Below are 16,020 nucleotides of genomic sequence, written 5' to 3' on the forward strand. Positions count from 1 at the left end.
CTCCGGACTTTTTATGTAAAAATGCATTTCGTTTTTTTTGCAAAAATATTTTTTTAGTTATCTTTGCATCAAATAATGCTGTATTCGTCTAACGGTTAGGACGGTAGATTCTCAGTCTACAAATAAGGGTTCGATTCCCTTATACAGTACGAATTGTATTGATTATCAGCACTATTCCTGTCTGTAGGTATCAAATGCAGTACCTTTTGATTCAAAAAGGGTATTTTTTAACGATTCCGTATCTTCCTTGTTAACCCCCAAATTTTCCATCCCACCCATGTGATTAATGCCAATAAAGCAAGCCGTCCGGCCCATATCGAAAATTTTTGCCATTTCGTCAAATCTGCCGGGACGGGAATCTCTTTGTACCGGTCACGATAAACAATACTATCCCGAATTATTGTTTTCTCGGCATCTTTGACGGGAACGGCAACGGGATATGTGTGCGGCTTGTTCCGTAGGTCATGGTACAATGTTCCATCTGTACCGATCCGTGCGTCCGATTCTGCAAAGTCCGTTTCCAAGTGTGATGAACTATCGCGGATCTGTATTTGCGCCGACTGTGCGGGGACAGGAACCCTTACCGTATCGATCCGTATCTTCTCCGCGTATTCGGTCTTATACTCGACCCGGACACTGTCTTTTGACTCCGAGCGGATCGGCATTGCCTGGCGGCAGCACGATACGGCAAGCACTCCCAATATAACTACCAGTTTTTTCACGGCTCGAACTTGATTTCGTTAATGCGGTATTTCCATCCGTTGATAAACCGCTTCTGAGACGGTTTCTTTCGAACGATATTGTCCACGAAATTTAACCGGGCCTGTTTGATCTGAGCGAACAGTTCGCGGGGGTCGCGGGCGTTCAGTGCGGCAATGGTTTTAGGGCCTACGATACCGTCCACTGCAACGCCGAGTATCTGTTGCGGAATCTTGATGCCGTTGGCTCCCGATGCCCAGACCCAATCGACCAGGATGTTAGCCAGCGATTGATTGCGGATCTCGTCGGCTTTCCACCGATCCCAATAGTGCGGTTTCAATACACGGGAGACGACTTCGTCCCATGTAAGCATTTTAAGGTCGTCTACATCGATATCTCCGTCGCCATCCTTGTCATAACCTATCTGTCGCCATGTAGCGATTGTCACACCCATATTCGTTGCGCCGCCCTGATCGTAAGGGTCGTCCACGAAGCCGCCTTCCCATTTCCGGATAAAGGGGGCCAGTTTATTGATGTCTGCCATATCTTTAATCGTAAAATACTGTTCTGTTACTATTTGTTTTCTATGCTTACCGACTTTCTCGGGGGGGTACGTTTATCGCAATTAGATACTGTGCATCGATCAAATTCAGCCATTTTTTTTGCCTCTCGTTCATTCAATAACTCTTCCTTTAACAAGACGACTTCATTTGCCAGTTTTATCCATTTATCACGCTCGGAGTTAACAACTCCTTGCAATCTGTCAATATGTTGATAAGCTTCACCCAACCGTTTTTCTTGCAATTCATCATATTTTGTATCCAAGTCAAGTTCGACATTTTCGACCTCTGCTTTTCTTTTTCTTTTTTCATACCGATAGAAAGCTATTTGAATGGCCCATCCGGAGCCGAAAGCCGCAGCCAGTATTGCCAATACTGTTTCCATCTGATCCCGTTTGATTTGTTATTCTTCAGAATTTAATTGTTCCATGATCGCATCGTATATGGCGGGAGTGCAAGCCTCGGCCACCTTTTGGAGGAGATCGGCCTCTCTATTCGAAAGCTGAATTGGCCCTTCGTTATCGTAAATTTTATGTACCAATGCGTGATATTCTATGCCGGGACACCCCGTATAGATTGCGTCGGCAATAGATACCCGGTAATCCCTGACCTCGGATTTCGTCCTGGCAAAATCCAAATAAACCCGCAGATTCGTTAAATCGATGTTCTTCATAATTTTAGTTATTGTAGTTTGCGTAATTCCAATAGCCAGTAGATCCAATAAATGTAAATTTACATTCTGTTGTCCAGTTAATTACAACACTATCCACAAGACTTGATCCCATGCGGATGATCTTGCCTAAAGTGCGAGATCTAACTACTAAATTGCCTGATCCTGATTTTTTAACCCAAACAACCTTGCCGTCTTGACCGTCAGGCAATAAAATAGAGCCTTCCGAAGAACCGCCATATTCCACATAATCGTGCTGTTTTTCTAATACTATGCTGCCGGAAGTGAAATATTTTGTAGAAGTGGCGAACCCATGTATTTTTGATGAGCTACCCAGAAAAAGATCCCCTCTTTGAATATCTATGGCTATACTACTGGGAGTTCCCCAGGCGAAGATACTTATCCCCACTGCGGTAGTCTGGGTATCTCTTGCCTTGACAATCAACCCGCCATAAGTACCATCATAATCTACACTATTCCCTATTACAACATAGGATTCCCCATAGGTAAACTTAATATTGCCGCTATTCTTTGTATTAAGAAGGTTTCCGTTGTCGATAACGAAATCACCTACTTTCCCGGAACTCGCCGTTATGGTGCCTGTAAATTCGCCTGCTGAAGCATGAACTGTCCCCGTGAATTCGCCTGAAGTTGCTACCACCTTTCCCGTGAACTCTCCGCCCGAAGCGTACACCTTCCCCCGAAATTCTCCGGAGCTCGCATATATAGCCCCTCTGACAGTAAGAGAAGAATTTGTAGGGTCGAATACCAGCCGGTCGCCTCCCAATACAAAATACCCATCCGAATAAAACCGAAACTTAGCGTCGTTGGCCGCTTTTGCAGAAGTGGCGCCGCCGAACAGTATCGGGTATCGGGATAGATCGGAATACGGGTTAATACCCGATAATCCCGCAACGATATTCGATGCGGAATCGCGGACGCCGACAAACCCTGTAAGCAACAAACCGTCCGATATCTCCGTAGTCATATCCGAAAATGCCGATTTCAGAAATTCCAATTCCGCAACTCTTGCGGCTGCGGCATCGGCGGCATCCTGAGCGGCGTCGGAATAGGATTTCAATTCGTCCTGAATAGCCTGATTTGCATCTTCTATGGCTCTCGTGAAATCTTTGTATGCAGCATTGAATTCCGTGTATTGTGCATTCACGTTCCTTACTTCGGCTTCCGATGCTTTGCCGTCCGCAATCGCCGCTGAAATGGCATTCAAAAGACTTACTTTAGCTGCGTCAAACGCACTCTTCTTTGTGGTAAGATCCGTTTTCGCCGAACCTCCCAGATAGGGATTGTTATATAGCTTGCCATAGGTAGCATCGGCTGCGGAGCCCGCCTCGTTGACCGTATTGATATACTTTTCGATGGATGCCGCTTCCGCGCGATCCACAATCCCGTCGGCAAAGGCTTCGTCGGTGAAATTTTTAAGACCTGTGACGGTGGTGTTCAGCGATGCCGCCGCATCTTTAGCCTCTTGGGCTGTTTTTTGCGTTGCATCGAGATTCACGACCGGCATTTCTATCGACGTCCGGGTGGGAAGATCTCCGGACGAACTTCCGGAAGTCCAATGATAACCGGAAGGATGCAATTCAATGAAAGGGACGCCGGAGGTACGCACCGTGTACCTGCCGCCGCCGCGAACGTATATGTATTCCATCGATATCTCTATCACCTGTCCGATGCTGCCGACGGGCGTACTCTCTGCAAAGCTGTAAGCAAAGGAATGGATATACCTTTTGACGGGTAGCGTGCCCCAGCGGTTCCCGTTCGACTCCCAGGCGCAATTGCATGAGAATCCCTGCGCATGAGTGGCCCAGGGAGGCTTCCCGCTCGTGCCTAATACGGTTCCGATATCAAAAGTCGCTTTATAATCTGTAGCATTGTATAAAGTGAATGTTACCGGATAATAAGTATCCGGATCGAGCGCCGTAGCGTCGATCGTAGTGATCCGGAACTGCCCGGACGAATAGTACTGAATATTTTTCAGCAACGTCGTCTTCGCATCGTAGTACGTTTTGAATCTCGCATTGAAAACCGACCCGGTGATCGTCGAGGTCGTCGTCATATCCGCCAGCAGCGGCGTAATGTATGCGCTCAGGGCATTGTAGACGTTCAGATAATCGGCGGTGCTCAGTTGGATCGTATCGGCCTGGGCTGTGAGGATCGGTTTCTCGCCCTGGATAATATCCCATTCCCGTTTGGCCTCCTGTTTTTCACTGGGGGTCAGCTTGTCGTCGTTGGCGATATCGGCCAAGGCGTCCAGGGCTTTGTCCGAGTACTCCTTCTGGTCATTGTCAGATATGGAGTACGCCGTAGCCTTATTGCCCTGCTCCAGCTTGGCTCCGCACAAATACACTTCATTGTTTCCTGAATGAATTCTAAATAATACTCTGTTATCTCCGCTCGGACTGACAGTTCCCAAAGTTAGGAATGTTACGAAAAAACGCTTCCATTCCGAAGTCAGAACATACCTCATACGAGTATCGACAGCGGAACCGACGGAGGCATCTCCGTTGGTAGCTATAATTCTTTGACTAATTACAGGATGGCAGTAGGTGTGGACATAGCCCTCCCCTTTGGCCCAAAAACTAAGAGTATATTCTTCCGATGGCGTGAACGGTACATTCACCTGCTGGCGAACTTCTGCATAATCGGCGGAAGTCGGAACTTTGCAATATACGACGTTTAGACCTAAATATTGTTCAGACAGAATTTGCCCTTCTCCGCTCCAATGATCGGAAAAATTTTTTGTGCCGTTCAGAATATTCACTCCGCCAATCTGTACGGCATCCACCGCGGCGTCAGCCGCATTTTTTGCCATTGCATCCGCGATGAGATTGGCGAACCGGCTCACTTCCGCGTCATAGTTAGCGAAATAAGTATTGTAACTTGACCGTTGCGCATCGGTCAGGGTCGTATCGGAATCTATATTGACCGCAACCGTCCCGGACAGGAAGTTTTTCAAGGTATTGTAGGCGGCGGACAAATCGGCAATCGATACGCCGTATGTCGTCGCATCGTCCTGGTAAGATGCGTATTCTTTGTCGATCTGGGCGACTTTATTGCGTAGCGTGGCCTTTTCTTCTTTGGATATTACGCTATCCGAGGCCATCTGACGCAGCCTGAGTTGGGCATCATTCACATCTTCCCAGTCGGATTCGGAAGCGGTAGAACCCTCGGCTTTATTAGCGTTACTAACATAGATGACTCCCGATGTTTTAATCCATATATCATTTACGCTATACGGAACGGCGGGGGTGCTGTCTCCATAAAACAGCTTAGCTTTCGTTCCGGCCAGTCCCAATGCTTCGCGGGCTTCTGATAGAGCCTGCGCCGCACCGCTATCGGCAACTCGTAGCCATTGGTATGTATTGTTTTGATATGAAAATTTATACCGCTCCGTAACATTTTCCCCGTCAATGACTACAAATCTGTCGTAATAATCCCCGATATGGCGATTCTTTTCCTCGGTGCTCGCCCATTCGTTTGCAGGGGCATTATTGAGCGTAGGCACTTCCGTCCCTTCGTAAGATGTAATCGATCCGTCGATCTGGCTTTGCAAATCCGGGATGATCGTATCGTTAAGCACGTTTACCGCCGTTTGCAATTCCTGCGACAGTTGATACGCCCCCTGTGCAGTAGTGTTGATTGCCGTCTGGATGTATTTATTTGCTTCTTCTAATCGGGTGTTAAATGTGCCGTAAGCCGTGTTGAAGATGTCGTATTTAGAATCCACGTCAGATTTCTCCGTGGGAGTGGCTACGCCGTCCGCCGATGCCGATTGGATCGATGTCAATAGGTTTGCGACAGCCGTGTCGAAAGCGGTTTTCGCCGCGGCAAGATTCGTCTTGGCCGTGCCGGTCAGCAGCGTATTATTATATACGGTGCTGTATGACGTATCGACGCTTTCTTTGGTTTCGCCAACGGTATTGGTATACTTTTCAATGGCCGCGGCTTCCGCGCGGTCTATCACTCCGTCGGCGAACGCCTCGTCGGTGAAATTCTTCAGACTGGTAACGGTTTTGTCGAGGGCGCTTGCCGTATCTTTCGCGTCCTGCGCGGTCTCCTTCGCCGTATCGATATCCTGTTTTACCGCCGGCCACTCCGACAGATTATTCAGTCCCGAACTGTTTTTGCCGATTGTTATATCGGAATTAATTTTCACTCTCGGCCTGGTGTCGCCGGAGGCCTGTTGGAAGGTGATGTAAGTCGCTTCGGGATCATCCAGGTTTCTATCCCCGACGAACATATCCCCGTATACATACTGATAGGCCCGGCCTGTCACCGGATTCACTCCGATACCGACATAGTTCTTATCCGTCAGGTCGAAGGAGTCGATTTTTGCTAATACCTGAATGGATCCGCCGTCCCTTGCGTCGATTACGATTGCCGATTGACGGGCGATGTCGGTTCTGTTACCGAACTGCACGATATTGTCCCCTTCCGCAGGGATGCCGCTGCCGTCTTTATCTGTTTTGGAGATATCCACATAATCGTCTCCCACACCGGTAACGAGCGCCCAAAAATATTTAATGATGCTTTTATTGTCGGGGGAATAACGCTGACATCTTGCCTGATCGCCCACGACGATACCGCTATATCTTGTACCGTTCTTGTTGTCGTAGTAGCAGCGATAGTAAGTGTTTTCCTCTTGTACGGACGTACATTCGAAACCACCATTCGAAAATACCGTCTCTCCGAGCCTGAAAGACATCTGGTTTATGATGAGCTCGTTGAATACCGCTTCTTTACGGATAATCATCTTGTCCGCCTCCACGACGCTACTACCCGTGCTATCTTTATATATGGCCGCGCCGGATCCGCTGATGTTTCCCTTGCGGAAATTGTCCGTAGCGAACTTATCTTTTGCGATAATTTCAGCGCCGGACTCAATATTCCCCTGCGCGGTAACGTTGCCCTTCGCATCGATGTCCTGACCGGCTGTGATGCTCTTTTGCGTCTGGATGTCACCTCCGGATTGTATGTCTTTTTCGACCGTCAGGCTTCCGGCGGCATTCATGTTCCCGGCAGCGAAATCCAGTGCTTTGCGTCCGCCTTTAGGGTGAAAGTTCTCCATAGCACGGAGCGCGGAGAAAACGTTATAGTCGGTCGGGGCCGTATTGTCGTATTTACGGATAATGTAGATACCTACGCCGGATACGACGCCGATCCTCTCCGCGTACTGATTTTCCTTGATGTTGGTTTCGATGCTTCCCAGGCGGGAATAGACCGTATTGTCGCCGACGGTGTAGGTGGCTTCGTATGGATTGATAAGTTTCTTTTCATAAGCCTGAATACGCGAACTTCTACCAATGGAGCCGAACCTATCGCCTACGAGCTTTACTTTTTGCCCCAAGTCGTAGTTTTTATCGTTTACCTGACAATAAACCGGGTTGGTGGGGCATTCATAAACATTCGTATCGCTACTGTTTTTCTTGGCCCATGTTTTACCGTGTTTCAATAATTCCTGCTCGGCCTCGGTAGTGCGTTGTTTAGGTAGCCTGACACCCGTCAATATGAATTTATTTCCCGGTTCGGGTTTGAGGTTTTCATTTGGGATCGTGATAGAACCTTCGCCCTCGGTTACAGCGATTATTTCGAACTTTTTATCGAATGCCTTTGTATTGATGCTTAATTCAAATTCTCGCCCTTCCAGCGGCCCGCTTTCAAATGTACATCGAATGGTCTCGCCCTCGATGATGTCAGAAGGCGTGAATGGAGTATTTGCAACATACATGATGTATGCTGTGAATTTATTACCCTCATCATCGACACGTTCCTCTGTCTCTACCGATGTAACTGTCTCCGTGTTTTTGGGAAATACGTCCTCAAAAAAGACAAGCTGTTCTACGATGTCTTCTTTAGCAAGCGGTTCCCAGGCATCGATGTAAGGAATGCCGTCGGGCAATCTTAAACGAATCTCTGAAATATGATTGGTAACTCCGCCTTGAGAGGCGTGCCCGTAATCGCTGGTTAGATTGCGCGTCGATCCGAACACATAAAATCGTGTACCGTAATTACTATTGTCGCCGGATCTGCGTGGCATAGTGGCAACGACTTCTCCCCGTCGGAAAATTTCTTCGCTTCCGAATTCCAGTTTTCCGAAACAGATGTAGACGAGATCCCCGTTCTGTTCAATCCACCACTCACAATCGAATTCGTTCGCAATCATTCCGAGGGCATCATACAATTTATCCCCGCTAAACGATATGCCCTTCGTTATTTCCGACAAATCTTCAGGAACATCCTTCACCACCCAATTGGACGATCCAAGTTCGTGATTGATGCACTCGGCTATGAGATTGCCAAAGCTGGTAAGAGTCGTTGTGAGAGCGAATACAGCTTCTTCGAAACCCTGTCCACGATAAAATACATTGTATTTTTTAAGATGCCCTTCTACTCCTTCGAACTGGATTGAATACTTCCATCCTCCGGTCTCTTCGTTAAAATCGGGATCTACATCCGTAAATATTTCAAAACGAAAGCCTTCGTAAATGATATAACAACCCTTCGGGAATTCGATGTTTTCAGCGAGTTCAAAGTCGAGACGTACATAATTCTCGCCCATCAATGCGTGGTGGCGAACCGATGTATCCAGAATAGGAACTTCCACCAATATCGCATTTGATCTATCATATATTTCAATCATAGCCTGCATGTTACGCAAGCGAAGATCATCACGGGCGGCACATTATGCCATAGTTTCCAATATTAAAACGTGACAACCGGGAGATTGTCACGTTTTAGGTTTTATATCGTCTCTCTGTCTTTCGGATTCGGTTCGTTGAATGAAAAAACAAATTTCCCGAATCCCAATTTTCCGATCACTTGGCTTGGCGAACTTGAATAATACAGTTTGTACACACGTTTGAGGATCGGCACTTTCAGCAAAATTTCTCCTTTAGCGATCTCGTTAAGAAAGCTTTCGTATCGCTCCAAGTATTCGGACTGTGTCGATCCCTCTATCGTGATAGTTAATTGTACATCCCGTTCATCAAGGCGCGGATTATTGTATAGGATTTGCTTCCCGTCTTCAGCACGTGATTTGTTTGTTACATACGATTTTGCGGGAGGCGGGGTGAGCAGGTTTTCCAGAAAGTTATCACCCATATTCGCTCCCCATGTCTTCCAGGCGTCTTTATTGTTGATGTAAAAATCTCCTTCCATTGCTTTAATCGTTACATTTCACAATTTTCACATTTCCAGTGCTGTTTATGTTCCCGCCATGACAGATAACGGTTGCTGTCGCATTACCGGAACACACAACATTTACGTTCGCGTGATCGTACACCTTTACAAACACACGGGCATGTCCGCTAGCCTTTATGGATACATTGCTTTGGTGACGTGCATAAACGGTTCCAGTGCCGAAATCATCGTATACAATCATTCCTACACAACATCCATTGCATACGACTTCCTGCAAATTGGACGTATTAACAACATCGTCAACGAATATTCCGTGTTGTTGCATAATCCCGTCGAAATGCTTTTTCATATATGTGCACGACGGATAATCGTGATCGATGCAGAAATCGAGTCCTTTTATGTACATTTGACACAGAGAATGTTTATCTTCGTTTTGCCATCTTTTTTGCCACGGCGTACACAAGCCTAACGCGATTGCCTTTTCTTTCAATTCATCGGATACATTCATAATCAACTTCCTCCAAGACTGTTACTGATTCGTTTTAATATCGGATTGGTTTCTGTCCTGATGACATTCACTGCCTCTTCCGTATTCTTGCGGATATATTGTAGGTGTATCATCGACGTTTCGGCCATAGATCTTAATTCGGTTGATCTGGTCAATAACCGGCTTATATTCATATCTATGCCGGTATGTGAAATCATAAATTGTTTGAAACGCGCAATGTGTTCATTCAGATTGTTATATATCCCCCTTACATCCGACTGAATCGCAGTAAAACGCCCATTCAGTTCCGATCCGGTATCCTGCGACATGGCTTCATATCCTTTTGATGTGCCTGTCTGCTTCTTTCCCTCCGCTTCGCCCATCAAATCGAATCCGGCATCCTTAGCGGCTTTCACCATGCTATTCCATAGACTCTTCGACGTTCCTACGGTTCCTTGCAGGGCGGCAAATTGCGACGTAAGACCTTCCATGTCTTTCACTGATAATTGTCCGTCACCGAAAGCGCCGCTCTGTCCATCTTCGCCAAACAGGTATTTGCGAAGTTTTTCCATTGCGGGTTGAATAACTTGTAGTTCTATCATCCGGGAGACGAGATTCTTTATGATGTCGTTGACCGAGTTGTCGAATGCCGCTGCCGCATCTTCACCGGCGGCAAAAGCACTCACAAGGGCCGAGGCAATGGAACTCGACCAATCCTTCAGGGTTGCATCGAATTCTTGGCTGAACAGATCTTCGTAGAAGTACTTTATCTGATCGTCGAGTTCGGCAATCTGTTTTTCATACTCTTTGACGGCGTTGCGGTCTGTCTTTTTTTTCTCTTCCTCTTTGATCCGCATCTGATCGATAGCATCGCGCTGCGCCTTCAGGTTATTCAACTGTGCTTTTGCCTGACTCCCCGTCGTGCCGCCCAACTGTCGTTCTATTACCTTTTGTAACTTCTCGTAGGTAGCCTGTAAATCCGTCACGTACTCCTGGAGTCGCTTGATCTGTTTCGACAACTTAGCGTCCTTGTTTCCAATACCGAATAAGCTGCCTATCACCTTACCGATACCTCCGATAACTTTAAATCCACCCGTAACGATGGAAAAAGGCTTGCTAAAATCGACCGTTTCAAGCCCGGAAATAATCTGATCGACGCCTTTAAATGCTCCGGATATCTCTTCCGGGATATTAACACCAAAACTTTCAAGCGCGCCGGTAAACGCTTTCGCGGCGTCAAATCCTTCGCGGGCTTTAGCAGCATATTCATGGGTGGCTTCCGTTAATCTTGCCTGAGCTTCGTATCTTCTTTGTTCGGCCTCGGTCAACTTTTTTTCTGCTTTGGCTAAATCCAGAACCACTTCGACGAGCTTTTGGGATTTAGGGTCGTATTCCAACCCGGCATACACAGTCTGTCCGGATTCCACTTTCCGGAGATCGTCTTTGGCCTTCTGGTAGTCGGCATTTGCATTCTGATAATTGCCGAAAGCGGCTTTCAATGCTTCGCCCGGTTTCAACTCATTGATCTTCCTGTCCAGTTCGTTGTATGCTTCGACCAAGTTTTTGAGATCGGTCGGATCGAGGGCCGTTTTCGACTCCTGGATGTACTGCTGTAAGCTGTTTTTAAGGTTCTGCAACGTGGAATACGCAACTCTATCCAAGTCGCCGAATATCTGTTCCCAATTCAGGTTCTTTTTAAATTCTTCGACATCGAGTTCCGACATAGCTTTCTTAAACTCTCCCCGGAGGGACAGTTTTTCGTTCATCGACGTTGTTTGGGCTGCCTTCTTTTGATATTCCTGGGTTATTGCCAACTTTTTTTGCTGATAATTCCCGTATTTCTTCAAGTAGTCATTGAGTCCCTGAATCTCTTGATCGATCAATTTCTGATTGTCTTGAGCCTGTTTTTCCAGTACTGCATTTTGTAGTTCGGCAAATTTGGGCGCAGCTTCGGCGGCGGCGTTTTTTAATGCAGATGCGTAGTCGAATTTCTTATTTTTATTTTCCGGCTTAGATTTAAATTCCGTCTTTTGATTATCAGCAATTTTACGGATGTAATCTTGCTTCTGCCGGTCTATTTCCTGTATTTCCTTTTCGTGATCCAGTTTCATTTGGGCAAGGATTTTCTCCGAGCCCTCTTTCATGGCATTTATCCGGGCTTGTTCTATCGCGTTTTGCAGATCCTCTACTTCCCTGGAAATATCCTCTTCTTGTTTGTGCAGCCTGTCGGTATAATCTTTTGGTATGCCCATTGTGCTGCTCGATGCTTTGAAGTCCATCACATCGCTAACACCGATATATTTTTTAAGGCTTTCCATAGTTGCCTCTAAGCCATCTAAATATCCTACTAAATCTACATCCTCTCCTGTTGTTTCTTTAATTTTATCCTCAAGTCTATCGTATGAAGCACTGACCTGTTTTTCTATTTCATTAATTGCATTTTTATAACTATCAATAATACCTTTGTCTGCTCCGCCTAAAATTGCTTTATTCATATCGGCGGTGATTCGTTCTACTGAATTGATAGATTCCTGTATTTTTTTATAATCGTTGCTATTAATGATATCTATTTTTTGACCCTCGATCTCTACGATCTTGTTAAATGCAGCTTTAGCCTTTGCAGAACGCATGGTTTCTTCTGTCATCCTTGCGTATGCATTCGCAGCATTACCAGCCAATATCTCTTCATTTGATAAACTCCCTAAATATTCGGGATACAATCGCTTTAGTTCTTTTGCCGCCGCAATTCGATCCTCCATCGACGCAGAGGCATTTTGAGTCGCACTATACAAAAGTTTAAGTTTAACAATCTCCGCTTGCGCATTCTTAGCCCCTTCGGACATTGCTTCGTTTAGGGCTTTTGTACTTATTGCAGTAGCATCGAATGTATTTTTACCAGAAAACAGATTTTTGAAGAATCCTCCGATTTCCTTCCCGTAGGCCGTAATTAATGTGATGCCTACGACAAGAGCCGTCTGCCATGAAGCCACGGATTTTATAAGTTGTTTCCAAACGGGGACTCCTTTTATTCCCTGAGCCAAGAGTGCCTTGTATTCGATACTCGCTCTTTTTATCTCGTCGGCCAACATCGGCAGGTTGTTCGAAATAGCCAAGAAGAATTGTTGAGCAGATATGGTTAACGAGGGAAGTTCTCTGGCTACCTGCTGTACCTGAAAAGACAATGGATTAAATGCTGATGCGTAGTTCCCCACGTTACGACCGAACCGGCCGGTCGTACTTTCCAATTCCAGCACCTTTTTGTTCAGATTTTCTATGTTTTTCCGCAATGCCTCCCCAAAAGGAGAGTTTCGGACGTTTTCTGTGAGGTTGTCGTAAACACGCTGAAGATTCAACAAATTAGCTTGCATCTGCTTGGTCGAACCTTCAGTCGCATTAAATTCCCGTACTTGCGAACGCAGGGATATATTCAGGGCATTGATTGTCTGCTTATGCTTCATTTCGGCAGATGTCAACGACAGGCGTTTGTCGATGGCATCGCCTACCGTGATGGCATTGATAGACTCCTGCATCTGTAAACGCTTCCGTTCCTGGGCGATAATAGCCAGTTCCGCGCGTTCCTTTTCGAGATTGGCAACCGTGATCCGCATCTGGCTGTCGAGATTCGTTGCCGCCTTTACTTCGTCTTCTACGGAAGCGGCTGATAAACGGGATGCGGCGATCTTCTTTTCTTCTGCCTGTACAACCTCTTGCGAGGCGGCTATTCTTTTTTTCTCGGCAGCTATCGAATTGTTTATCTCGTTTATAATTTTGTTCTGTGCATCGACGATTCCTTTGTTGAGCCCGGAAATCTCCTTTTTTGTGTTCTTGATTTGATTTACCAGATCGTCGAATCCGCTGTCTCCCTTTTTCATGGAATGCAACTTGACATACAGTTTGTCAAGCTCTTTTTCCAATCTGATTACCTCCTGGTAATCTGCCCCGATTTTAAAATAAAGTGATGCCATAAGTCCAAATCGTCAATAGTGAGGTGTATTGGGTGAGGAAGGTTATTTCCGTCCCCGTTTCCGGTTCAGCATATCCTTCCCGGATATCTTTTCAACTTTTTTTTGCGTGTCGCCGGATGAGTAATCGAACCGGAGTTTGTCGGCGCACATCATCAGTAGGTTTTGATAGGGGATCTTTTTCACAGCTTCATCATACGAAATTCCGAGATCGAGAAAGGATGCAATCTGCCCGATCATATTATTGTTTCCCGACTTACTCGTATTGGAACTATTATCCGTAGGACTAAGCTTACACTTAGCGAACATCTCGGTTCCGTTAATCATTTCTCCGCACGCTTTCGCGGCCTCGTACAGTTGGCTGATAGTAGCATATCTACGAATGAATTTGTAGGCCAGGAATGCTCTTATATTCCTGAATATGCCGTGCCGGGTGACGGCAACGGATACGGCTTTGCATAGGCTATCCGAATTATTGTCTATCACGCGGAACCATAATATTTTCTCCAAAGGGAATGACGTTTCCGAATATTTTTCTATCATCAGGCATATATCCCAAATGACAAAAGCATATATCCGGAACCAAAATCTGCCCAATGTTACCCTTACGTAATTATTGCGCCTTATCGCCTTCGATATCAATATTGATGCTCTGTTCATCTTCTTTCCCGATCAATTCATTTAACTGTGAAAAAACAGCGCATATCTCCCTATATTGCTCGATAGGGATAGAGTCTATCACCTTTAATACATTCTCGTTTAATTCCGACAACGAAGCGCGCCTGACGATCTGTCTTTGAAGAATGCACCTACGAAAACGTGAGAAGAAGCCGCTCCCCGATACCGCCAATGCGATTATCCGGGATAAATAATTCGTGTTGTCTGGGATGTCGTTGCGGTCGAAAGAGTGCATCTTACGCAGCGTTTTAAACACGCGGCGAACTGTCAATACGGTCGGTTCCTCGAAAGTCAGGATTCGATCCCCGAATGATAAAATATTAATTCCCATGTCGATAAAAGGCGGGTCGCCCCGCCTTTAAAGATTAAATTTGACCACTATGCGCCTGGTGAGCCTTTCACTTCGCTATCATCGAACCAATATTCAGGAGCTACGCCCGATACGTCCGATTCCATCATCGTTCCTGCGACAGCCAGTCCGATAGCCCCGTCCGTATTCGCTCCCCGCGCCCCGATGGAAGCCTTCGGAAGTACAAGCCATACGTCATCCTTTGTTTTTGCAACAAGAGCCTTTTTGATATCCTGAGCACCCGATCCGCGTTTCCATCCGACGACCTGGCTCCCGGCTCCTGTAACTAACTCGCCTCCTTGCAGATCTTTTTTCTCCTGATATTGATACAATCCGATTGTGAAATTGATCGCAACATCGCCGGCCTCCCGATCTTCCCGGTAGGTGTTGCCGGTTATCTGATTCTTATACGAGGTTACGGACGCTTCTGCTTCCTCGTAAGTCCATGTATCTTGATGGACGTTTTCGATCTCGTGGAATGTGGATACGCCTTCCGATGGATGCAGGAGAGCGTACAATTTAGCCCCGCTAAATTCAGGATCTTCGATTACGGGGCCGTAAAAAAGCTGTTTAAGGCTCACCGCTGATATCTTTTTCTCTGCCATAACTTAAAGTTTAAAATTGTTTGTTTTGATAAAAAGTCTTACGTTTACGAAATAGCTCCAGGTGGCTTCGTCATGTTCGGTGGAAATGCTGTCTATCGAATAGACACCCCTTCCAGCCGGTTCATTGAAATATACGGATCGGAATTCATCCTCGGCAATATTTCCCAATTCCCTGAGACGAGGCCCGTTAGGGGTTGGATATTTCAAAGACTTGTCGTAGGGGACGAACAGATTTACATTGCCGTACCCCTTTGACCAGGGATCGTTGTTCATCGACAGGACATTGATGACGATCCGTTCAGATACATCCCTTTCCGTTACCGGTGGATGCACATCCTTATACGCGGGGATGTCGGGAAATACTTCGCGGCACTTCCGGTACAGAATATTTTTGATGTCTTCGGGTGTCATCATTTTTTGTTCAATTCTTTGACGGCATTCAGCGCCGCGCCCGACAACACATCATATCCCTTAGCCTCGACGTATGAGCCGTATGGCATTCCGACTGCAAGTATTAGCGAGCGTCCGGAATGGTCTAATCCATTCAATAGCCCGGTCGTCGCTTTTACTGCCTCGTCACGTCCATAATTATCGGCCACACGCATTTCTTTGATCCTTCCATCCGTGATAGCATAACCGGGAGAGTTGCGAAGACGGTACGTCCGGTTCTGATATCTGGTCTTGCTGGTTGCGTACCGGATAGCATTTTCGCCAGCTTCCCTCATGGCATCATCGACCTCCGCCTCCAATTGCTCGAACGCTTCCCTGATGTCCGAAATGTCTATTGCTATATCCATATCTCAGAGTAACCTAAAAAATTACATCGGCCCGGTACTGCGATAGTCCCTT

At 46.4% G+C, this 16,020-nt stretch carries 12 protein-coding genes and 1 tRNA gene; 1 reads left to right on the forward strand and 12 read right to left on the reverse strand.

Annotation, left to right across the window (positions count from 1 at the left end):
* The first annotated feature begins 77 nt into the window (after positions 1-77).
* A tRNA-Glu gene (locus PGR91_RS12380) sits at positions 78-149 on the forward strand.
* A gap of 78 nt (positions 150-227) precedes the next feature.
* On the opposite strand, the gene PGR91_RS12385 is transcribed toward PGR91_RS12380, so the two are convergent.
* The 12 genes from PGR91_RS12385 to PGR91_RS12440 form a co-directional block, all read right to left on the reverse strand.
* A complete protein-coding gene (locus PGR91_RS12385; protein WP_118657193.1) occupies positions 228-722 on the reverse strand; it encodes a hypothetical protein in 495 nt (164 codons plus the stop codon).
* Positions 719-1,243 (reverse strand): glycoside hydrolase family 108 protein, encoded by a 525-nt coding sequence (locus PGR91_RS12390; protein WP_118657194.1) that lies wholly within the window; start codon positions 1,241-1,243, stop codon positions 719-721. The genes PGR91_RS12385 and PGR91_RS12390 overlap by 4 nt, the downstream gene beginning before the upstream one ends.
* Before the next feature lie 29 nt (positions 1,244-1,272).
* Positions 1,273-1,644, reverse strand: a complete 372-nt coding sequence (locus tag PGR91_RS12395; RefSeq protein ID WP_118657195.1) for a hypothetical protein — start codon at positions 1,642-1,644, stop codon at positions 1,273-1,275.
* An 18-nt stretch (positions 1,645-1,662) separates the two neighbouring features.
* Positions 1,663-1,932 (reverse strand): hypothetical protein, encoded by a 270-nt coding sequence (locus tag PGR91_RS12400; RefSeq protein WP_118657196.1) that lies wholly within the window; start codon positions 1,930-1,932, stop codon positions 1,663-1,665.
* A 4-nt stretch (positions 1,933-1,936) separates the two neighbouring features.
* Positions 1,937-8,590, reverse strand: coding sequence for a hypothetical protein (locus tag PGR91_RS12405; protein ID WP_270399360.1), 6,654 nt, complete (start codon positions 8,588-8,590; stop codon positions 1,937-1,939).
* A gap of 101 nt (positions 8,591-8,691) precedes the next feature.
* Positions 8,692-9,108, reverse strand: a complete 417-nt coding sequence (locus PGR91_RS12410) for a hypothetical protein (RefSeq protein ID WP_118657198.1) — start codon at positions 9,106-9,108, stop codon at positions 8,692-8,694.
* Positions 9,109-9,600: 492 nt separating this feature from the next.
* The gene (locus PGR91_RS12415; protein WP_147387419.1) at positions 9,601-13,449 is read right to left on the reverse strand and encodes a hypothetical protein; all 3,849 of its coding nucleotides are present in this window, start codon (positions 13,447-13,449) and stop codon (positions 9,601-9,603) included.
* A 135-nt stretch (positions 13,450-13,584) separates the two neighbouring features.
* Entirely contained in the window at positions 13,585-14,049 is a 465-nt protein-coding gene (locus PGR91_RS12420) for a hypothetical protein (protein WP_259336743.1), read from the reverse strand.
* 103 nt (positions 14,050-14,152) lie between these two features.
* Entirely contained in the window at positions 14,153-14,548 is a 396-nt protein-coding gene (locus PGR91_RS12425) for a hypothetical protein (RefSeq protein WP_118657201.1), read from the reverse strand.
* 47 nt (positions 14,549-14,595) lie between these two features.
* Positions 14,596-15,171, reverse strand: coding sequence for a hypothetical protein (locus tag PGR91_RS12430; RefSeq protein ID WP_118657202.1), 576 nt, complete (start codon positions 15,169-15,171; stop codon positions 14,596-14,598).
* A 3-nt stretch (positions 15,172-15,174) separates the two neighbouring features.
* Complete coding sequence (locus PGR91_RS12435; protein ID WP_118657203.1) at positions 15,175-15,585, reverse strand: hypothetical protein; 411 nt, start codon at positions 15,583-15,585, stop codon at positions 15,175-15,177.
* Positions 15,582-15,968 carry a hypothetical protein gene (locus PGR91_RS12440; RefSeq protein WP_118657204.1) on the reverse strand — a complete coding sequence of 129 codons (387 nt, stop codon included), beginning with the start codon at positions 15,966-15,968 and terminating at the stop codon, positions 15,582-15,584. Before PGR91_RS12440 ends, PGR91_RS12435 begins: the two co-directional genes overlap by 4 nt.
* Between the last annotated feature and the right edge of the window lie 52 nt (positions 15,969-16,020).

It is taken from the genome of Candidatus Alistipes pullistercoris, assembly GCF_027665465.1.
Classification (GTDB): Bacteria; Bacteroidota; Bacteroidia; order Bacteroidales; family Rikenellaceae; genus Alistipes_A; species Alistipes_A hominis.